Here is a 19,078-nt window from a genome sequence, read left to right as displayed (position 1 = left end):
TCTCGTATCGGTCGGGGCACTACTTGATAAGTCTCGCTCAGCGCCCGGTCAGGCGCCTGGCGTTTTCCAGGTGGGCGGTGAGCCGTTCCTGGATGCGCACGGTCGCCTCGTCCAGCGCCTTGCGCGTACGCCGCCCGCTTCCGTCGCCCGCGTCGAACGGGTCGCCGAAGACGACGTCGACCCTGCTGCGCAGCGGAGGCAGCTGCTTTATCAACCGTCCGTTGCGCTCGGTGCTTCCCAACACCGCCACCGGGACGACCGGGGCGCCGGAGCGCACCGCGAAGTACGCGAGCCCGGCCCGCAGCGACGCGAAGTCGCCGTCGCCCCTGGTGCCCTCGGGGAAGATCCCGAGGACGCCGCCCTGCTTCAGGACGTCCAGGGCCCCGGTGATGGCCGTCCGGTCGGCGCCCGACCGGTCGACCTTCACCTGGCCGATGGCGTCCAGGAAGGGGCCGAGCGGGCCGATGAACGCTTCCTTCTTGATCAGGAAGTGCGTCGGCCGGGGCGCGACGCCCATGACCATCGGGCCGTCCACGTTGTGCGAGTGGTTGACGGCCAGGATCACGGGGCCCGTGGCGGGCACCCGCCAGGAGCCGAGCACCCGCGGCTTGAACAGGCCGTACATGAGGCCGACGCCGATGCGGCGGCCGACCTCGGCACCCCGCTCGCTCACTTCGCGGCCCGCTTCTCCTCGACGAGGGTGACCACGCATTCGATGACCTGCTGGAGCGTGAGCTCGGTGGTGTCGACCTCGACGGCGTCGTCGGCCTTGGCCAGCGGGGACGTCTTGCGGCTGGAGTCGGCCGCGTCCCGCTTGATCAGGGCTTCCTGGGTCGCCTTGACGTCGGTGCCCTTCAGCTCGCCGGAGCGGCGGGCCGCGCGGGCCTCGGGCGAGGCGGTGAGGAAGATCTTCAGGTCGGCGTCGGGCAGCACGGTCGTACCGATGTCACGGCCCTCGACGACGATGCCCTTCTCTGCCGACTCGGCGATGGAGCGCTGCAGCTCGGTGATGCGGGTGCGCACCTCGGGGACGGCGCTGACGGCGCTGACCTTGGAGGTGACGTCGCCGGTGCGGATGGGTCCCGCCACGTCCGTGCCGTCGACCGTGATGGTCGGGGCGGCCGGGTCCGTGCCGGAGACGATCTCGGGCTTGCCCGTGACGGCGGCGACGGCGGTCGGGTCGGTGAGGTCGATGCCGTTGTGCACCATCCACCAGGTGATCGCCCGGTACTGGGCCCCGGTGTCCAGGTAGCTGAGGCCGAGCTGGGCGGCGACGGCCTTCGAGGTGCTCGACTTGCCCGTGCCGGAGGGGCCGTCGATGGCGACGATCACGGCTGCCGGGGCGGCGGTTGCTGCGGAGTCCACGGGGTGCGGGCACCTTTCGCTGTACGCGGGCCAGGAAAGCGGGGCGCGATTGCGCCCCGCACAAGGTTACTGGCTCGCACAGCCTGTCCCGACAGCCCCTGCGACGGCCGTCCCGGCACACCAGCCCCGGGGGCTACTGCCGGATCGACCAGCCACGCTCCCGCAGCGCCGCGCTGAGGACGGGCGCGGCCGTCGGCTCGACCATCAGCTGCACCAGGCCCGCCTGCTGCCCGGTCGCGTGTTCGATGCGCACGTCCTCGATGTTGACGCCCGCCAGGTCCGCGTCGGCGAAGATCCGGGCCAGCTGGCCCGCCTTGTCGTCGATGAGCACCGCGACGATCTCGTACGCGGCAGGGGCCGTCCCGTGCTTGCCGGGCACCCGGGTACGGCCCGCGTTGCCGCGCCGGAGCATGCCCTCGACCCCGGCCGCGCCCTCGGACCGCTTCGCCTCGTCGGCCGACTGCAGGGAGCGCAGCGCCGTCACCGTCTCGTCCAGGTCGGCGGCGACGGCGGCGAGCAGGTCGGCGACGGGTCCGGGGTTGGCGGAGAGGATGTCGATCCACATCCGCGGGTCGGACCCGGCGATCCGCGTGACGTCGCGGATGCCCTGGCCGCACAGCCGTACCGCCGTCTCCTCCGCGTGCTCCAGGCGGGCCGCGACCATGCTGGAGACCAGGTGCGGCATGTGCGAGACGAGGGCGACCGCGCGGTCGTGGGCGTCGGCCTCCATGACGACGGGCACGGCGCGGCAGAGCGCGACCAGTTCGAGGGCGAGGTTGAGCACCTCGGTGTCGGTGTCCCGGGTCGGGGTCAGCACCCAGGGCCGCCCCTCGAAGAGGTCGGCGGTGGCGGCCAGCGGGCCGCTGCGCTCGCGCCCCGACATGGGGTGCGTGCCGATGTACGGGGACAGGTCGAGGCCGAGCTCCTCCAGCTCCCGGCGCGGGCCGCCCTTGACGCTCGCCACGTCCAGGTAGCCGCGGGCGACCCCGCGCCGCATGACGTCGGCCAGGGTGGCGGCGACGTACGACGGCGGCACGGCGACGACACAGAGGTCGACGGGGCCTTCGGGGGCCTCGTCGGTGCCGGCGCCGAGCGCGGCGGCGGTGCGGGCCTGCGCCGGGTCGTGGTCGGCGAGGTGGACGGCGACGCCGCGGGAGGCGAGGGCCAGGGCTGCGGAGGTGCCGATCAGGCCGGTGCCGATGACGAGGGCGGTTCTCACTGGGCGATGTCCTTGCGGAGTTGTCGAGGTGCGCGAGGAGGCGTACCGACTGCTGTACGACAAGCGTAGTCAGCGCCCGGCACGGGAGCGCGCGGCGCCCGTCTGCCGAGACGGACGCCGCGCGGTGCGGGGCCGGAACCACTCCCTGTCGCCGCTTGGGCCGATTGGGGGGGTGTTCAGCCCTGGACGGGAGGGGCGCGGGTCCGCTTGCATGGAGGGTCGGCAGGTGCCGTGCCTCGGGGGAGGCCCGCATGAAGCGTTCAGGTCCACTCCTCACCCTTCTCGCGGGGCTGCTGCTCGCCCTCTTCACGCTCTCGCTCAACGCGACGACGGAGACGGGGAGTTCGTCGTACGGACGGCAGACGCAGACGCCCGACGCCTCGACATCAGCCGAGAAGCCGAGCGAGAAGCCGGGCGAGAAGCCAGGCGAGAAGAAGCCGGGCGGGAAGCCGAGCGAGAAGCCGACAAAGCGACCGGAGCGGAAGCCGCCGCCCGACGCCCAGTACGCGGGCCGCACCGACGACGACACCGCCGCGGTCTCCGTCTCCGTGCGCGACGGGCGGGCCGTCGCGTACTTCTGCGACGGCCACGACACCGAGTCCTGGCTCAAGGGCAAGGTCGAGGACGACGGCTCGATGCGGCTCACCGGCAAGCACGGCGCGAAGCTGACCGGACGGATCGCCGACGACAAGGTGCGCGGCACGGTCGACATCGACAAAGAGACCTGGAAGTTCACCGCCCGCAAGGCCGTCAAGCCGTCCGGGCTCTACCGCGCGACGACCGAGGTGCGCGGCGCGAAGCTCGACGGCGGCTGGATCGTCCTCGCCGACGGCAGCCAGGTCGGCATCCTCACCCGCGACGGAAAGCGCGCCCCGGCCCCGCGGCTCGACCCGCGCACCGGCGCCGTCCGGGTCGGCAGCGACGTCCTCACCGCCCGCCCCGTGGCGCCCTAGCGGCCCAGCAGCGCAGAGGGAGAGCCCGCATGACCGTCGACCCGAACGCCCCCACCCAGGGCGGCTTTCCCGTCCCCAGGCGCGCGGGCGGGCACCGCCGTCCGAACGCCGCCCGCTTTCTGCTGCCCGCACTGGTCGCGGCGGCCGTGGCGGTCGGCCTCGGCGTGTACGGCAAGGCCCACGACCCGGCGGGCACGGCGTTCAACCTCGCCGGGTTCAGCAGCACGGGCGCGGTCAAGTCCTGGCTCGGCACGACGGCGTTCGCCTTCGCGCTGGTCCAGGTCGTCTCCGCGCTGATGCTGTACGAAAGGATCCCCGGGCCCTCCTGGGCGGCGGGCCTGCACCGCTGGTCGGGCCGGATCGCCTTCCTGGTCGCCGTGCCGGTGGCGGTGCACTGCCTCTACGCCTTCGGCTACCAGTCGTACTCGACCCGCGTCCTGTGGCACTCGCTGCTCGGCTGCTTCTTCTTCGGGGCGTTCAGCGCCAAGATGCTGCTGCTCCGCGCGGAGCGGCTGCCCGGCTGGCTGCTGCCCCTGGTCGCGGGCGCGGTCCTCGCGGCCCTGGCCGTGATCTGGCTGACGTCGGCGCTGTGGTTCTTCCGCACGGTCGGGGTGACGACATGAGCGGCGGCCGGGGCGCGCCCCGCCGGGCGGTCCTCGCTGCGGGCGCGGCGGGCGCGGCGGCGCTGGCCGCGGGGTGCAGCAAGTACGGCGACGAGGGGGCCGAGCCGCAGCCGTCGCAGCCGCCCGCGCCGAGCGTCACCGCGCCTACCGGCACCGCCCCCACGTCGAAGGCGCCGCCCGGCGAACGGCCGCCTGCGGGCCCGGAGCTGGCGAAGACCTCGGAGATCCCGGTGGGCGGCGGCAAGGTCGTCAAGGACAGGAAGGTCGTCGTGACGCAGCCGGAGAGCGGCACCTTCAAGGCCTTCTCGGCGGTCTGCACCCACGAGGGCTGCACGGTGGCGGAGGTCGCGGACGGCACGATCAACTGCCCCTGCCACGGCAGCAGGTACCGGGTCGCCGACGCCTCGGTCGCCGGTGGCCCGGCACCGCGTCCGCTGTCCGAGGAGAAGATCACGGTCACCGGAAATTCGATCACCCTCGGCTGACCGCGGCCCGTACGCTCGCCCCATGCACCCCCGGGACCTCGCCCTCGTACGCGACCACACGATCTACTCCTGCGTGATGGGCTCGCGCGCCTTCGGTCTCGCCACGCAGGACAGCGACACCGACCGCAGGGGCATCTTCCTGGCCCCCACCCCGCTGTTCTGGCGGTTCGAGAAGCCGCCCGCACATCTGGACGGGCCGGCCGGGGAACAGTTCAGCTGGGAGCTCGAGCGCTTCTGCGAGCTCGCCCTGCGCGCCAATCCGAACGTCCTGGAGTGCCTGCACTCGCCGCTCGTGGAGCACGTCACGGACACCGGCCGCGAACTGCTCGCCCTGCGCGGCGCGTTCCTCTCGCGCGAGGCCCACGACACCTTCGCCCGCTACGCGCTGGGCCAGCGCAAGAAGCTGGAGGCGGACGTCCGCAGCCACGGCGCCCCGCGCTGGAAGCACGCCATGCACCTGCTGCGGCTCCTCATCGCCTGCCGGGACCTGCTGCGCACCGGCGAGCTGACGATCGACGTCGGCGACCACCGCGAGCCGCTGCTCGCGGTCAAGCGCGGCGAGGTCTCCTGGCCGGAGGTCGAGGCCCGGATGAACCGGCTGGCGGCCGAGGCCGAGGAGGCGGCGCCGCACAGCCCGCTCCCGGCCGGTCCCGACCGGGAGCGGATCGAGGACTTCCTGTTCCGTACGCGCCGGTCGTCAGCCCTGGATCCCCTCGAACCCCTGGAGCCGCACGCGGACCACGAGGTCGTGCAGGGCGTCGTACGCCGTGTGGGAACCGGGCAGCACTGAGTCCGCCTGCGCCGCGTCGAGGTCGGCGTGCAGCCGCTCCACGTCGGCGGCCACGCGCGCGTGGTCCACGTCGGCGCCGACGTGCTCGGCCGTGCTCTTGGCGGTGATGAGCTCCGGCAGGTACTCGGGGGCGCCCGCGACCTCGCCGCAGAGCGTGGGCAGATCGGCGACGACCTGACCGCTGCGCATCAGGTGGATGCCGGTGAGCAGCACGCGGAAGGTGTAGAGCAGCGGCTTGAGCTCGCCGTTCTTCTCGAAGAGGCGCCACTGGGTGGTGGCGAACCCGCGGTAGTGGTGGGCGTGGTGGCTGGTGAGCACGGTGGGGGCGAGCGCGACGAGCTCCGCGTGCGCGCCGGTGGTGTGCACGACCAGCGGGGAGAGCAGCTGCTCCAGGACGTAGCCGTTGTTCCGCAGCATCAGGCGGACGAACTTGCGCAGGTCGTGCGTGACGAGGTCCATCTCGACGCCGTCCCTGTCCCACATCCTCGACCGGGTCTCCGCCGGCTCCCCGAGCCCCACCAGATCGGCCACCGGAAGCAGGTGCACGCCGCGCAGATCCACGTCCGAGTCGCGGGACGGGAAGCCGTAGAGGTGGGCCCCTGAGACGGTCGCGAAGAGCAGCGGGTCGGCCTGCTCGGCGACGACGGACGCGAGGTCGATGTCCAGGTCGGGGCCCAGGTCAACTGTCATCCCTCAAGCATCCCAGAGCGCCCCGAACTCCAGGAGTCCTGCCCGGTACTCGATCCGCGCCACCCACTCGGCGGGCCAGGCGTCCGCGCCGATGCGGGCCCCCGCGAACGCCCCGGCCAGGCACGCGATCGAGTCGGAGTCCCCCGACGTGCAGGCGGCCCTGCGCACCACGGTGACGGGCTCGTCGACGAACTGCAGGAAGCAGAGCAGCGCGGTGGCGAGCGCCTCCTCGGCGATCCAGCCCTCGCCGGTGGCCAGGCAGGGGTCGGTCTCCGGGTTGGCGTGCCTCAGCGCGGCTTCGAGGTGTTCGAGGACGGCCAGGCACTCGTCCCAGCCGCGGGCGATGAACGCGCGCGGCGTCGGGGCCTCGCCCCTCGTCCACAGCTCCCCGAGCCAGCGCGCGTGGTAGACCTCCCGGTTCTCGTACGCGTAGGAGCGAAGGAGTCCGACGAGTCCGGTCGGCTCGGCGCCCTCGGCGAGCAGCCGCACGGCGTGCGCGGTGAGGTCGGACGCGGCGAGCGCCGTCGGGTGGCCGTGGGAGAGCGCGGACTGCAACTGGGCGGCGCCCGCCCGCTGTTCGTCGCTCAGGCCGGGCACGAGCCCGAGGGGCGCGACGCGCATGTTGGCGCCGCAGCCCTTGGAGTGCACCTGGCTCGCCTCCTCCCACGGCTTGCCGGTCTTGAGGAGGTAGCAGGCCTTCAGGCAGGTGTTGCCGGGTGCGCGGTTGTTCTCCGGCGACTGGTACCAGTCCACGAACTCCTCGCGCACCGGCCGCTCCATGCGCTTCGGTCCGAGGCTCCCCCGCTCCATCGCGGTGCGCAGGCCGCGGGCGAGCGCGAGCGTCATCTGGGTGTCGTCCGTGACGATCGCGGGCGTCGGCAGCTCCATCTCCCGCCAGGGCCCGCATTTGGTGAGGATCGAAGGGACGTCGTTGAACTCGGTCGGGAAGCCGAGTGCGTCGCCGAGGGCGAGGCCCATGAGGGATCCGGTGGCGGCGCGCTTCATGAGGGCTGTCCTTCCGGGGTGGGGCGGAGCAGGGGCGGGTGCAGGGCGGTGGCGGTACCGGCCCGGAAGAGAGCGGCGGGCTTCCCGCGGCCGCCGGTCAGCCGGGCGGCGCCGGGGACCGCCTCGACGAGGCCTGCCGTGCCGACGACCTTGCGCCGGAAGTTCGCGGGGTCGAGCTCGGCGCCCCACACGGCTTCGTAGACCTGCCGCAGCTCACCGAGGGTGAACTCGGGCGGGCAGAAGGCGGTGGCGAGGCCGGTGTACTCGAGCTTGGCGCCGACCCGGTCGTGGGCGTCGGCGAGGATCCGGTCGTGGTCGAAGGCGAGCGGCCGGTACGTCGCCGGGGTGTACGGCAGCCAGGCCGCGCGGGCCGCGTCGCCTCCCCCGCGGACCTGCGGCGGGTCGGGGACGAGCGCCGCGAAGGCGACGGAGACGACCCGCATGCGCGGGTCGCGGCCCGGGTCGCTGTAGGTGCGCACCTGCTCGAGGTGCAGCCGTCCGATGTCCGCGATGCCGGTCTCCTCGGCGAGTTCGCGGCCCGCGGCCTCCTCGGCCGACTCGTCGGGGAGCACGAATCCGCCGGGCAGGGCCCAGCGCCCGGTGTACGGTTCCTGGCCGCGCTCGACGAGCAGCACGTGCAGCGCGCCGTCCCGGACGGTGAACACCGCCAGGTCCACGGTGACGGCGAACGGTTCGAAGGCGTACTTGTCGTAGCCCTGCATGCACGACCACCCCCCTCTCTTAACAGTCACCTGGACTATAAAGAGAGGGGGGTGGTTCGGGCAAGCGATTCCCGCAGGTCCGCGATTTCTACCGGCCTACAGGTCGACTTCCTGCATCAGCATCCCGACCTCGGTGTTCGACAGGCGCCGCAGCCAGCCGGACTTCTGGTCGCCCAGGGTGATCGGCCCGAAGGCGACCCGCACCAGCTTGTCCACGGGGAAGCCCGCCTCGGCGAGCATGCGCCGCACGATGTGCTTGCGGCCCTCGTGGAGGGTGACCTCGACCAGGTAGTTCTTGCCGGTCTGCTCGACGACGCGGAAGTGGTCGGCGCGGGCGTACCCGTCCTCGAGCTCGATGCCGTCCTTGAGCCGCTTGCCCAGGTCACGCGGGATCGGGCCCACGATGTGCGCGAGGTAGACCTTCTTCACCCCGTACTTGGGGTGGGTCAGGCGGTGCGCCAGCTCGCCGTGGTTGGTGAGCAGGATGACGCCCTCGGTCTCGGTGTCGAGCCGCCCCACGTGGAACAGCCGCGCCTCACGGTTGTTCGTGTAGTCGCCGAGGCACTGACGGCCCTCGGTGTCCTCCATGGTGGAGACGACACCGGCGGGCTTGTTCAGCGAGAAGAACTGGTACGACTGGGTGGCGACCGTCAGGCCGTCGACCTTGATCTCGTCCTTCTCGGGGTCGACACGCAGCCCCTGCTCAAGGACGATCTCGCCGTTGACCTCGACGCGGGCCTCGTCGACCAGCTCCTCGCACGCACGGCGCGAGCCGTAGCCCGCACGGGCCAGGATCTTCTGCAGGCGCTCGCCCTCCTGCTCGGCGCCCGGGAACGTCTTGGGCGGGCTCACCTTGGGCTTGCCCGCGTACCGCTCGCGGTTGCGCTCCTCGGCCCGCGCGTCGTACTCACGGGAGGTGGCCGGGGCCCAACGCCCCCGTCCGGCGCCCTGACCCTGCTTGGGCCCGCCCTTGGCGCCGCCGCGCGCCGAGGCACCACGGCCCGACTTCGGACCGTCCTGCGTCCCGCCGGAACCTACGTCGTAGCGCCGCTCCTCCGGACGCGGCCTCTTCGGACGGCCGCTGTCGCCCTGCTTGTCGTCACGGCTCCGACCGGTAGTGCCCCGGTTGTCGCCACCGCGGCCGCCGGTGTTCCCTCGGCCGCCGCTGTTGCCGCGGCCGCCGCTGTTGCCACCACGGCTCCCGCCGTTGTTTCCGCTGCTGTTCCTGCCGCTGCTGCTTCGCATCAAAGTTCCGTCTAGTCGACTGTGTCCTGGGTGTACTCGTACCCCGGCGCATCGGGTGCGTCCGGGTCGAACGACGGGACCCCTTCCAGCGTCTCGCCCTCGATCGCGTCCGCCTCGGGGAGGAAGGGCGCGAGCTCGGGGAGCTCGGCCAGGCCGCGCAGGCCCATCCGCTCCAGAAAGTAGTTCGTCGTCCTGTACAGGATCGCACCTGTTTCGGGTTCCGCGCCCGCCTCCTCCACCAGACCCCTCTGGAGAAGGGTGCGCATCACGCCGTCACAGTTCACCCCGCGCACCGCGGAGACCCGGGAACGGCTGACCGGCTGGCGGTACGCGACGACCGCGAGGGTCTCCAGAGCCGCCTGGGTGAGCCGCGCCTGCTGCCCGTCAAGGACGAAGCCCTCCACGGCTGCCGCGTACTCGGGCCGTGTGTAGAAGCGCCAGCCGCCCGCCACGAGGCGCAGCTCGAAACCGCGCTTCTGCGCGGTGTACTCGTCGGCGAGATCACGCAGCGCGACGGCGACCTCGCGCCTGCCGCGCTGCAGGATCTTCGCCAGATGTTCCTCGGTGGCCGGTTCGTCGACGACCATCAGGACGGCCTCAAGGGCGGGCCGCAGCTCCAGCCCGGCCACGGCTCCGGCAAGCTCGCCCACGGGGCTCTGCTGCGCGCTCACGCCTTCTCCTCCATCGGCTCGGGGGCCCGGTCGAACTCGTCGGTCACGGTGGGCTCCGCCGCGCCGTCCCCGCCCGCCCATCTGACGAGCAGCTCGCCGAGAGGGTCGGCCTGGTCGAGGGTGACGGCCTTCTCGCGGTAGAGCTCAAGAAGGGCCAGGAAGCGGGCGACGACCGTGAGGGTGTCCCCCGCGTCCGCCACGAGCTCCTGGAAGCTGGCCTCGCCCTGTTCCCGCAGCCACGCGATCACCAGACCGGCCTGCTCCTGCACGGAGACCAGCGGGGCGTGGATGTGCTCGACGTAGACCTGTGGCTTCGCGCGCGGCTGCATCGCCTTCACGGCGAGCTTGGCGAAGCCCTCCGGCCCGATGCTGATCACGACCTCGGGCAGCAGCTCGGCGTGGTGCGGTTCGAGGCCCACGGTCCGCGGATAGCGCCGCGCCTCGTCGTCGAGCCGCCCTTGGAAGATGTCCGCGATCTGTTTGTACGCGCGGTACTGCAGCAGCCGGGCGAAGAGCAGGTCACGCGCTTCGAGCAGCGCCAGATCGGCCTCGTCCTCGACCTCGGCGACGGGCAGCAGCCGCGCCGCCTTCAGATCGAGCAGGGTGGCGGCGACGACCAGGAACTCGGTCGTCTGGTCCAGGTCCCAGTCCGCCCCCATGGCCCGGATGTGCGCCATGAACTCGTCGGTCACCTTGGACAGCGCGACCTCGGTGACGTCCAGCTTGTGCCGGGAGATCAGCTGGAGCAGCAGATCGAAGGGTCCCTCGAAGTTCGCGAGGCGGACCGTGAACCGCCCGTCGTCGGGTGCGTCCCGCGTCTCCTCCGCGGACGCCGCCACATCAGGCACGGCCTCATCCGGCACGGCCTCATCCGGCACGGCCGCGGCAGGCTCCGCCCCTGGCCCGCGCCCCAGGGCGCGGCGCCGGGCGGACGGGGGCGGTACGGAGTCGTTCGTGGCCATCAGGCGGGAACGCTACCCCTACCGCCCGCGAAGCCGTCGTACGAGAATGCTCGCGTCCCCGCGCGACTCCAGGTCGGCGAGGACGACGGCGACCGCCTCGCGCACGATGCGCCCGCGGTCGACCGCGAGGCCGTGCTCACCGCGCAGCACGAGGCGCGCGTGCTCCAGGTCCATCAGTTCCTCGGCGGAGACGTACACGGTGATCTTCTCGTCGTGCCGCTCGCGCCCGCTGGGCCGGCGGTTGGCCGCCCGCGCCCTGCGCCGCGCCTGCGCGGTCGACGAGCCGCCGGACTTGCCGCCCTGCGGAGCCGAACCTTCCGGCGCCGCACGGCGTCCGGCGCCCTTCTCGCCCTCGGCGGCGGCCGCGCGGCTGCGTGACTCGGCCCCGGACTCCGCGTCCGCGGCCGTGTGTTCGGCGGGTTCACCGCCGTCGCCCTGCGCCGCCGTCTCCTCGGCGGACGCGGCCGTCTCGTCGCTCTCGCCCGCCGGAGCGGGCACCCGCGCCTCGCCGTTGGCCGGGCGCCGCGGCGACGACGACTGCAGCGCCATCCCCCCGGTCGTACGGAACAGTTCGTCGGCCCCGGGCAGACTCACTCGGCGTGACACCGGGCGAGCACCTCCCTGGCGAGCTGGCGATAGGCGGCCGCGCCGACCGAGTTGGAGGCGTACGTCGTGATCGGCTCACCGGCGACCGTGGTCTCCGGGAAGCGGACCGTGCGCCCGATGACCGTGTGGTAGACGTGGTCGTCGAAGGCCTCGACCACGCGCGCGAGCACCTCACGGCTGTGCACCGTGCGGGAGTCGTACATGGTCGCGAGGATGCCGTCGAGCTCCAGGTCGGGGTTGAGCCGCTCCTGGACCTTCTCGATGGTCTCGGTCAGCAGGGCCACACCGCGCAGCGCGAAGAACTCGCACTCGAGCGGCACGATCACCTTGTGGGCCGCCGTCAGGGCGTTCACGGTGAGCAGGCCGAGCGAGGGCTGACAGTCGATCACGATGTAGTCGTAGTCCTGCATCAGCGGCTTCAGCGCCCGCTGCAGCGTGGACTCGCGCGCGACCTCGCTCACCAGCTGCACCTCGGCAGCCGACAGGTCGATGTTGCTCGGCAGCAGGTCCATGTTCGGGACCGCCGTCTTCAGGAGCACCTCGTCCGCGGACATGCCGCGCTCCATGAGGAGGTTGTAGACCGTCAGGTCCAGCTCCATCGGGTTCACCCCGAGGCCCACGGAGAGGGCGCCCTGCGGGTCGAAGTCGACGAGCAGGACCCGGCGTCCGTACTCCGCGAGGGCCGCGCCCAGGTTGATGGTCGACGTCGTCTTGCCGACGCCGCCCTTCTGGTTGCACATCGCGATGATCTTCGCGGGGCCGTGATCGGTCAGCGGGCCCGGGATCGGGAAGTACGGCAGCGGGCGTCCCGTGGGACCGATGCGCTCGCGGCGCTGACGGGCGGCGTCCGGCGCGAGCGTGGCCGCGTACTCCGGATCGGGCTCGTACTCGGCGTCGGGGTCGTAGAAGTGCCCCTGGGGCAGTTCCTCGTAGTCGGCGAGGTGGGTGTGGGTCTTATCGCCACTCCGGTCGCCGGCCATGGCGTTCACGTGATGGCCATCCATGCTCTGGGGTGCTGGCTGTGTCGGCTGGGGGCCCTGCCGGGCTTCGAAGGTGCGGACAGCGACCGAGCCGACGGCCTCGAGCCCTACGGGACCCTGGTCCCGCACAGACGTTCCTGGTTGACCACCCCCGGGAGCAAATGTCGACTCATTCACAAGTCGTCTTACCTCCTTGGTGACCAGGAAATTTCTCGATAGGTCAGCGTGGCACCATGCCGACGGTTGGCGACTCTATGGCGTGTCACCGCTCCACAGCAACACAATCCGCCGGACCCGGCCCGATGTGTCGGCAACGGAACACCCTTGTGTCAAGGGCGTACGGCTCCTCATCGCCACGTTTCGGGGGTGGGCGAAACGGTTAAAGGGTTACGTTCGCGGCTAGTTGAGCGTGTCCACACTGATACGCATACGGCCGGACCCCTCTCAAGGTCCGGCCGCTGGCGTGAGATTGACGACTTTCGTTGACGAAAGTGTCGTAAGACCGACCGGAGTCGGTCACCCGGTTCAGCCGAGGAGCGACTCCAGCTCGACGTGCTCCAGGCCGTGGGCCTCGGCGACCTCCCGGTAAACGACCTTGCCGTCATGGGTGTTGAGACCCAGGGCGAGCGCCGGGTCGCGGCGCAGGGCCTCGACCCAGCCGCGGTTCGCCAGCTCGACGATGTACGGCATCGTCGCGTTGGTCAGCGCGTACGTGGAGGTGTTCGGCACCGCGCCGGGCATGTTGGCGACGCAGTAGAAGACCGAGTTGTGGACCGGGAAGGTCGGCTCGGCGTGGGTGGTCGCGTGCGAGTCCTCGAAGCAGCCGCCCTGGTCGATCGCGATGTCGACAAGGACACTTCCCGGCTTCATGCGGGAGACGAGCTCGTTGGTGACCAGCTTCGGGGCCTTGGCGCCCGGGATGAGGACGGCGCCGATGACCAGGTCGGCCTCGAGGCAGGCCTTCTCCAGCTCGAAGGCGTTGGAGACGACGGTCTGGATCTTCGTGCCGAAGACCTTGTCCGCCTCCTTGAGCTTGTTGATGTCCTTGTCGAGCAGGGTCACGTGGAAGCCCATGCCGATGGCGATCTGCGCGGCGTTCCAGCCCGAGACGCCGCCGCCGATGACGACGGCCTTGCCCGCGGCCACGCCCGGGACGCCGCCCGGCAGGACACCGCGACCGCCCTGGGCGGCCATCAGGTGGTAGGCGCCGACCTGCGGGGCAAGGCGGCCCGCGACCTCGGACATCGGGGCGAGCAGCGGGAGCGCGCGGTTGGCGGTCTCCACCGTCTCGTACGCGATGGCGGTCGTGCCCGAGTCCAGGAGCGCGTCCGTGCACTCCTTGGAGGCGGCCAGGTGCAGGTAGGTGAAGAGGGTCTGGTCCTTGCGGAGGCGGTGGTACTCCTCCGCGATGGGCTCCTTGACCTTCAGGAGCAGGTCCGCGGTGGCCCAGACCTCATCGGCGGTGTCCAGGATCCGCGCGCCCGCCGAGACGTACTCGGCGTCCGTGATCGAGGAGCCGACGCCGGCGTTCCGCTCGATGACGACCTGGTGGCCGTGGCGCACCAGCTCGTGCACACCGGCGGGGGTGATGGCCACCCGGAACTCGTTGTTCTTGACCTCGCGGGGGATGCCGACCTTCATCGTCGATCACGGTCCTTGGCTCAGGGGATTTCTCGGGCAATGCAACGCATACCGGTGCGCGTGGGGGCGCAACGGGAGACACCGCGGAGGTACGCGGCGGAGCCAGTCTAATGAAGGATTTCTCGCTGTCTAGCCTTCCAATACTTCAATCTTCTGCAGATGTACTACGGATTTCGTAGGCGGAAGGCTACGCTCCACCGTTCCTTTCAAGCCTCGCGACCTGCGGGAGCTCTTCTCCCAGCATGCGCTCGGCCGCGCTGCGGTGCAGCCGGGCCGCCGCAGGGTCACCGAGCCGCTCCAGGGTGTCCGCGAGACGGAGCTGCAGCGCCGCCTGCAGCCGCACGTCCTCGGCGTGCCGCGCCCACTCGACGGCCTCCTGACAGGTGCGCAACGACTCCTCGGGCCGCCCCGCGTACTCCTGCACGCGGGCCATCTCGCTCAGCGCCCGCGCCTGGGCCGTGACGTCGCCGTTCCTGCGGTGCCCGGTGACCGCCGAACTCCAGTTGCGCAGCGCCTCGCCGTACCGCCCCGCGTAGGTGTGCACCGTGCCGATCCGGCCGTACAGGCGGGCGGCGTCCGCGCGCTCGCCGCGGGCCAGCCGGTGGGCGAGCGCCCTGCCGAACCAGTCCGAGGCCCGCGGCCAGTCCCCCAGCTCCTGGTAGGCGCCGCCGACGGATTCCATCGCGCGGCCGGTGGCGTACGGATCGCCCGCCGCCCGCCCGGCGTCGAGAGCCGCCCGGTAGCGGGCCAGCGCGTCCTGCGTCCGGCCCGTCTGCGCGTCCAGGTCCGCGAGGTTCAGCAGCGCCGCGGCCTGCTCGCGCGGCAGGTTCCGCCGCTCGGCCACGTCAAGGACGAGGCGGTGGATCCCGTACAGCTCGGGAGCCGCGGCCTCCGTGCCGCGGTGCGCGACCAGGGCCCGGGTCAGGGCCGCCATCAGCCGCCGCGCGAGGGTGTCGAGCTCCCCGTCGGCGACGGCGAGCCGGGCGGCGGCCAGCAGCGCGGGCTGCCGGATCCGCAGCCACTCGGCGGCGACGCGCTGGTTCGGGAAGCGCAAAGCGCGCGGCAGCCCGGCGAGCTTCTTGCGGGCGGCGGAGCCGTCGGGCTCCGTGACCGCACGGCAGGACTGCAGCAGCCGCACGGTCCGCTCCAGCATCCGGGCCCTGGCCAGCTGGAGCTCGGCCGGGCGGTCCTGGCTCTCGGTGCGGGCCCGGAGCAGCGGCACCAGGCAGCCGGGCACCTCGTACTGCGGCAGCGGGGAGGCGACGGCGCGCACGAGCCCGAGCGAGGCGAAGTCGTCCAGCGTGGTCTTGGCCCCCGAGACCGAGCAGCCCGCGAGCGCGGAGGCGGTGTGCGGGTCGACGTGGCCGGCCGGGGCGAGGCTGAGGAGCCGCAGTATCCGTGCGGCGGTCGAGGGCAGCGAGGCATAGGTGTGAGCGAAGACACGCGCGAGGGCCGAGCCCTCGTCGGGCAGCGCCCGCACCCGTTTGGCCAGGTCGGCGACGGCGGCCTTGGGCCGCTCCGAGAGCCAGCCCCCGGCAAGGACAAGGGCCGCGGGATGCGCCGCGCACACCTCGACGAGCGACTCCGCGGAGCCCGGGTCGACGGTGATGCGGACGGGCCCGGCGGCGCGGGCGAGGAGTTCGACGGCGGCCTCTTTGTCCAGGCCGCCCAGCGTGCACGGGCGCACGTCGGGGATGCCGGTGAGCGGGCCCTCGGAGACCGCGACGACCAGGCAGTCGGGCGCGTCGGGAAGCAGCGCGTCGACCTGCTCGGCGTCCGCCGCGTCATCGAGGAGCAGCAGCGCCCTGCGGCCGGAAAGCGCCTCCCTGAGGGTGTCGGCGAGGTCGTCCTCCGCGGCCCCCGGCGGCGCCGGCACGCCCAGCGTGCCGAGCAGGTCCCGGGCGGTGCGCTCGGTCGGCACACGGCTGCCGTCGGGCTCGGTGAGGTGGGCGCGCAGCACCCCGTCGGGGTACGCGCCGGCGAGCTGCCGGGCGAGTTCCTCGGCGAGCGAGGTGCGGCCCGAACCGGGGCGGCCCGCGACGAGCAGGACGCGCGCGCGGGGGGCCTTGCGGCCCGAGAGGGTGTCGAGTCCCGCGCGGTCGATGTCGGCGCGGAGCTCTTTCAACTCCCGGCGTCTGCCGAGGAACTGAGCCTTCGTCGACTGCAGGGAAGCACTCGCGGGTGACGGCACCGCACCACCCGCCGCCGCACCGTCCGTGTCGACCGCCTGATCCGTCACGGGCCACGCTCCCGTCCGCTGCGCACGAACCCGCCGGGGCTCCGGGCGGGACGCTTTCAGAGCCTAGTTCAGGCCCTGCGCCCCACCCGGTCACGCGGCGCGCACAAGTCGCCCGATCGGATCAGCGGATCGTCACACCGGACGGTTTCCGGACGGTTCCGGGCGCTCAGGCCTCGAAGGGGCGGGCCGGCCAGGGCGCCTCGGCCGGGCGCAGCGCGTCGACGCCGTCGCCGTTCAGAACCGCCTGCAGCGAGAGGGCGCCGACCACCAGGCAGTTGTTGTGCAGCTCACCGGCGAGCACGCCGCGCACGAGCTCCTCGAGAGGCACCCGGGCGAGCTCCATGTCGGACTCCTCCTCGGAGACCTCGAAGCGCTCGCCCTCGGCCTCGGAGAGGTCCTGGGCGAGGAAGACGCGCACGGCCTCGTCGCAGCCGCCGGGGGTGGTGTAGACGTCGGTGAGGACCCGCCAGTCCTCGGCCTTGACGTGCGCCTCTTCGTAGAGCTCGCGCTGGGCGGCGTGCAGGGGGTTCTCGCCGGGGATGTCGAGAAGGCCCGCGGGGATCTCCCAGAGCTTGTGGCGCACGGGGTGGCGGTACTGGCGGATGACCAGGACGCGGCCCTCGCCGTCGAGCGCGAGGACGGCCACGGAGCCGGGGTGGACCTGGTAGTCGCGGTGGACGACGGACCCGTCGGGCATGACCACGTCGTCGGTGCGCACGGAGGTCTTGTTGCCCACGAACGGGGTCTCCGTCGCCGTGACCTGCCACTCCTCGGCGGTGTCCTTGATCGTCATGCGCTGTCCTCCCACACGTGCAAACAGAAACCGGGGTGCGTGCCTCGTGAGAGACGCGCACCCCGGCAACCGTATCGCCCCGGTGTTACTTGCCGGACTTGCCGCCCTGCTTGCGCTGGCCCTGCTGGCGCTCGACGGCCGCCTTCACGAGACCGGCGAAGAGCGGGTGCGGGCGGGTCGGACGGGACCGCAGCTCCGGGTGGGCCTGGGTGGCGACCAGGTACGGGTGGACCTCACGCGGGTACTCGACGTACTCGACGAGCTTGCCGTCCGGGGAGGTGCCGGAGAACTGGATGCCCGCCTTCTTCTCCAGGTCGGCGCGGTAGGAGTTGTTCACCTCGTAGCGGTGGCGGTGGCGCTCCTCGACGTACTCCTTGCCCTCGTACACCTCGCGCACGATGGAGCCATCGGCGAGCTTGGCCGGGTACATGCCAAGGCGCATCGTGCCGCCCATGTCGCCCTCGCCCGCGACGATGTCGAGCTGCTCGGCCATGGTGGAGATCACCGGGTGGCCGGTGGCCGCGTCGAACTCCGTGGAGTTCGCGTCGGGGATGCCCGCGAGGTTGCGGGCCGCCTCGATGACGATGCACTGCAGGCCCAGGCAGATGCCGAGCAGCGGCACCTTGTTCTCGCGGGCGTACTGGATCGCGCCGACCTTGCCGGAGACGCCGCGGTCGCCGAAGCCGCCGGGAATCAGGATGGCGTCGCAGTCGGCGAGCTGCTTCTGGGCGTCGGCCGGGGTCTTGCAGTCGTCCGATGTGACCCACTTGACCTTGACGCGGGCCTTGTTGGCGAAGCCGCCCGCGCGCATCGCCTCGGTGATCGAGAGGTAGGCGTCCGGCAGGTCGATGTACTTGCCGACGAGCGCGACGGTGACCTCGTGCCGCGGGTTGTGCACGCGGTCGAGCAGGTCGTCCCACTGCGTCCAGTCGACGTCGCGGAACGGCAGGTCGAGCTTGCGCACGACGTAGGCGTCCAGGCCCTCGGTGTGCAGGACCTTCGGGATGTCGTAGATCGACTTGGCGTCGATGGCGGCCACCACGGCGGCCTCGTCGACGTCGCACATCAGCGAGATCTTGCGCTTGATGGCGGTGGGCACCTCGCGGTCGGCGCGCAGCACGATGGCGTCCGGCTGGATGCCGATGTTGCGCAGCGCGGCGACGGAGTGCTGGGTCGGCTTGGTCTTCAGCTCGCCGGAGGGGCCGATGTAGGGCAGCAGCGAGATGTGCACGACGAAGACGTTGTCGCGGCCCACCTCGTGGCGGACCTGGCGGACGGTCTCCAGGAACGGCAGGGACTCGATGTCGCCGACCGTGCCGCCGACCTCGGTGATCACGACGTCGACGTCGTCCGTGGCCATGCGGCGGATGCGGTGCTTGATCTCGTTGGTGATGTGCGGGATGACCTGGACGGTGTCGCCGAGGTACTCACCGCGCCGCTCCTTGGCGATCACCTGGGAGTAGACCTGGCCCGTGGTCACGTTCGCCGAGCCGTCGAGGTCGACGTCGAGGAAGCGCTCGTAGTGGCCGATGTCCAGGTCGGTCTCGGCGCCGTCGTTGGTGACGAACACCTCGCCGTGCTGGAAGGGGTTCATCGTGCCGGGGTCGACGTTCAGGTACGGGTCGAGCTTCTGCATCGTGACGCGCAGGCCCCTGGCCTTGAGCAGCGCACCGAGACTCGACGCAGTCAGGCCCTTGCCGAGGGAAGAGGCGACACCCCCGGTGACGAAGATGTGCTTGGTCGTCGTGGCTGTGCTGTTTCGAAAAGCAGCGGGCTGCATAGCCAAAGGGGGGCTCCCGTGGTCGCGGTCTGGAGGGTGCGTTCCGGCGCCCTCACCAGGGATCCGGGGAGGCGCCGTCGCTGCGGTTCGGGGGTTCTATGACCACCGGCTCACGGGCTACCAGGGTATCAGCGCCGGACCGGGCCCGCTTCCGGCCACGCTCCGCCACCGGGCGCACACATGCTGGTCACGGGAACCCCGGTCACAAGACTTGCACATTCGCCACTTCTGCCCGGCACACCGGCTCTCACCTGCCGCTCACCCGTTCGGCGGCGGCTCGTTGCCGGGAGGGGCGCGCAGATCACCGAG

Annotated in this window: 19 protein-coding genes; 4 read left to right on the top strand and 15 right to left on the bottom strand. The window is 71.9% G+C overall.

What is annotated here, in order from left to right; translation table 11 throughout:
• Positions 1–37: 37 nt before the first annotated feature.
• From ABZ953_RS26855 to ABZ953_RS26845, 3 genes are all read right to left on the bottom strand, one after another.
• Positions 38–712: a lysophospholipid acyltransferase family protein gene (locus tag ABZ953_RS26855; RefSeq protein ID WP_361728397.1), complete on the bottom strand. Its 675-nt coding sequence runs from the start codon at positions 710–712 to the stop codon at positions 38–40.
• On the bottom strand, positions 670–1,365 hold the full coding sequence (cmk, locus tag ABZ953_RS26850; RefSeq protein ID WP_361728394.1) for a (d)CMP kinase: 696 nt from the start codon (positions 1,363–1,365) through the stop codon (positions 670–672). The genes ABZ953_RS26855 and cmk overlap by 43 nt, the downstream gene beginning before the upstream one ends.
• A 133-nt stretch (positions 1,366–1,498) precedes the next feature.
• Positions 1,499–2,584 (bottom strand): prephenate dehydrogenase, encoded by a 1,086-nt coding sequence (locus ABZ953_RS26845; RefSeq protein WP_361728391.1) that lies wholly within the window; start codon positions 2,582–2,584, stop codon positions 1,499–1,501.
• A 251-nt stretch (positions 2,585–2,835) separates the two neighbouring features.
• Here ABZ953_RS26845 and ABZ953_RS26840 point away from each other — a divergent pair, with 251 nt between their 5' ends.
• From ABZ953_RS26840 to ABZ953_RS26825, 4 genes are read left to right on the top strand one after another with little or no spacing between them, the layout of a single operon-like run.
• A complete protein-coding gene (locus tag ABZ953_RS26840; RefSeq protein WP_361728388.1) occupies positions 2,836–3,537 on the top strand; it encodes a hypothetical protein in 702 nt (233 codons plus the stop codon).
• A 29-nt stretch (positions 3,538–3,566) separates the two neighbouring features.
• A complete protein-coding gene (locus ABZ953_RS26835; protein WP_361728385.1) occupies positions 3,567–4,160 on the top strand; it encodes a DUF6529 family protein in 594 nt (197 codons plus the stop codon).
• Positions 4,157–4,645 carry a Rieske (2Fe-2S) protein gene (locus ABZ953_RS26830; RefSeq protein WP_361728382.1) on the top strand — a complete coding sequence of 163 codons (489 nt, stop codon included), beginning with the start codon at positions 4,157–4,159 and terminating at the stop codon, positions 4,643–4,645. Before ABZ953_RS26835 ends, ABZ953_RS26830 begins: the two co-directional genes overlap by 4 nt.
• A 22-nt stretch (positions 4,646–4,667) precedes the next feature.
• Entirely contained in the window at positions 4,668–5,435 is a 768-nt protein-coding gene (locus tag ABZ953_RS26825) for a nucleotidyltransferase domain-containing protein (protein ID WP_361728379.1), read from the top strand.
• Here the strand turns inward: ABZ953_RS26825 and ABZ953_RS26820 are convergent.
• From ABZ953_RS26820 to ABZ953_RS26765, 12 genes are all read right to left on the bottom strand, one after another.
• A complete protein-coding gene (locus ABZ953_RS26820) occupies positions 5,343–6,113 on the bottom strand; it encodes a nucleotidyltransferase domain-containing protein (RefSeq protein ID WP_361728853.1) in 771 nt (256 codons plus the stop codon). The two genes, ABZ953_RS26825 and ABZ953_RS26820, sit on opposite strands and share 93 nt — an antisense overlap.
• Positions 6,114–6,128: 15 nt before the next feature.
• Positions 6,129–7,130, bottom strand: a complete 1,002-nt coding sequence (locus ABZ953_RS26815; protein ID WP_361728376.1) for an ADP-ribosylglycohydrolase family protein — start codon at positions 7,128–7,130, stop codon at positions 6,129–6,131.
• Positions 7,127–7,852, bottom strand: a complete 726-nt coding sequence (locus ABZ953_RS26810) for an NUDIX domain-containing protein (protein ID WP_361728373.1) — start codon at positions 7,850–7,852, stop codon at positions 7,127–7,129. The genes ABZ953_RS26815 and ABZ953_RS26810 overlap by 4 nt, the downstream gene beginning before the upstream one ends.
• Positions 7,853–7,948: 96 nt before the next feature.
• Entirely contained in the window at positions 7,949–9,097 is a 1,149-nt protein-coding gene (locus ABZ953_RS26805) for a pseudouridine synthase (RefSeq protein WP_361728370.1), read from the bottom strand.
• A gap of 11 nt (positions 9,098–9,108) precedes the next feature.
• The gene (gene scpB / locus ABZ953_RS26800) at positions 9,109–9,684 is read right to left on the bottom strand and encodes an SMC-Scp complex subunit ScpB (protein ID WP_361728850.1); all 576 of its coding nucleotides are present in this window, start codon (positions 9,682–9,684) and stop codon (positions 9,109–9,111) included.
• Positions 9,685–9,764: 80 nt separating this feature from the next.
• Positions 9,765–10,730: a segregation/condensation protein A gene (locus tag ABZ953_RS26795; RefSeq protein ID WP_361728367.1), complete on the bottom strand. Its 966-nt coding sequence runs from the start codon at positions 10,728–10,730 to the stop codon at positions 9,765–9,767.
• Positions 10,731–10,748: 18 nt separating this feature from the next.
• Complete coding sequence (locus tag ABZ953_RS26790) at positions 10,749–11,336, bottom strand: hypothetical protein (RefSeq protein WP_361728365.1); 588 nt, start codon at positions 11,334–11,336, stop codon at positions 10,749–10,751.
• Positions 11,321–12,445 carry a ParA family protein gene (locus ABZ953_RS26785; protein ID WP_361728362.1) on the bottom strand — a complete coding sequence of 375 codons (1,125 nt, stop codon included), beginning with the start codon at positions 12,443–12,445 and terminating at the stop codon, positions 11,321–11,323. The genes ABZ953_RS26790 and ABZ953_RS26785 overlap by 16 nt, the downstream gene beginning before the upstream one ends.
• Positions 12,446–12,841: 396 nt before the next feature.
• On the bottom strand, positions 12,842–13,957 hold the full coding sequence (ald, locus tag ABZ953_RS26780; RefSeq protein WP_361728360.1) for an alanine dehydrogenase: 1,116 nt from the start codon (positions 13,955–13,957) through the stop codon (positions 12,842–12,844).
• 187 nt (positions 13,958–14,144) lie between these two features.
• Entirely contained in the window at positions 14,145–16,082 is a 1,938-nt protein-coding gene (locus ABZ953_RS26775) for a tetratricopeptide repeat protein (RefSeq protein ID WP_361728847.1), read from the bottom strand.
• A gap of 280 nt (positions 16,083–16,362) precedes the next feature.
• Positions 16,363–16,989, bottom strand: coding sequence for an NUDIX hydrolase (locus ABZ953_RS26770; protein WP_361728357.1), 627 nt, complete (start codon positions 16,987–16,989; stop codon positions 16,363–16,365).
• Positions 16,990–17,074: 85 nt separating this feature from the next.
• On the bottom strand, positions 17,075–18,769 hold the full coding sequence (locus ABZ953_RS26765) for a CTP synthase (protein ID WP_361728844.1): 1,695 nt from the start codon (positions 18,767–18,769) through the stop codon (positions 17,075–17,077).
• Between the last annotated feature and the right edge of the window lie 309 nt (positions 18,770–19,078).

Origin of the sequence: Streptomyces sp. NPDC046465 (assembly GCF_040646035.1) — a bacterium.
Taxonomy (GTDB): Bacteria; Actinomycetota; Actinomycetes; order Streptomycetales; family Streptomycetaceae; genus Streptomyces.
This window is presented reverse-complemented; position numbering and strand designations above follow the sequence as displayed.

Coding starts and splice junctions, on each gene's coding strand:
- ABZ953_RS26855 (WP_361728397.1), bottom strand. CDS start 712: ATGCGTGGTCACCCTCGTCGAGGAGAAGCGGGCCGCGAAGTGAGCGAG.
- ABZ953_RS26840 (WP_361728388.1), top strand. CDS start 2,836: ATGAAGCGTTCAGGTCCACTCCTCACCCTTCTCGCGGGGCTGCTGCTC.
- ABZ953_RS26835 (WP_361728385.1), top strand. CDS start 3,567: ATGACCGTCGACCCGAACGCCCCCACCCAGGGCGGCTTTCCCGTCCCC.
- ABZ953_RS26830 (WP_361728382.1), top strand. CDS start 4,157: ATGAGCGGCGGCCGGGGCGCGCCCCGCCGGGCGGTCCTCGCTGCGGGC.
- ABZ953_RS26825 (WP_361728379.1), top strand. CDS start 4,668: ATGCACCCCCGGGACCTCGCCCTCGTACGCGACCACACGATCTACTCC.
- ABZ953_RS26815 (WP_361728376.1), bottom strand. CDS start 7,130: ATGAAGCGCGCCGCCACCGGATCCCTCATGGGCCTCGCCCTCGGCGAC.
- ABZ953_RS26810 (WP_361728373.1), bottom strand. CDS start 7,852: ATGCAGGGCTACGACAAGTACGCCTTCGAACCGTTCGCCGTCACCGTG.
- ABZ953_RS26805 (WP_361728370.1), bottom strand. CDS start 9,097: ATGCGAAGCAGCAGCGGCAGGAACAGCAGCGGAAACAACGGCGGGAGC.
- scpB (WP_361728850.1), bottom strand. CDS start 9,684: ATGGTCGTCGACGAACCGGCCACCGAGGAACATCTGGCGAAGATCCTG.
- ABZ953_RS26795 (WP_361728367.1), bottom strand. CDS start 10,730: ATGGCCACGAACGACTCCGTACCGCCCCCGTCCGCCCGGCGCCGCGCC.
- ald (WP_361728360.1), bottom strand. CDS start 13,957: ATGAAGGTCGGCATCCCCCGCGAGGTCAAGAACAACGAGTTCCGGGTG.
- ABZ953_RS26770 (WP_361728357.1), bottom strand. CDS start 16,989: ATGACGATCAAGGACACCGCCGAGGAGTGGCAGGTCACGGCGACGGAG.
- ABZ953_RS26765 (WP_361728844.1), bottom strand. CDS start 18,769: ATGCAGCCCGCTGCTTTTCGAAACAGCACAGCCACGACGACCAAGCAC.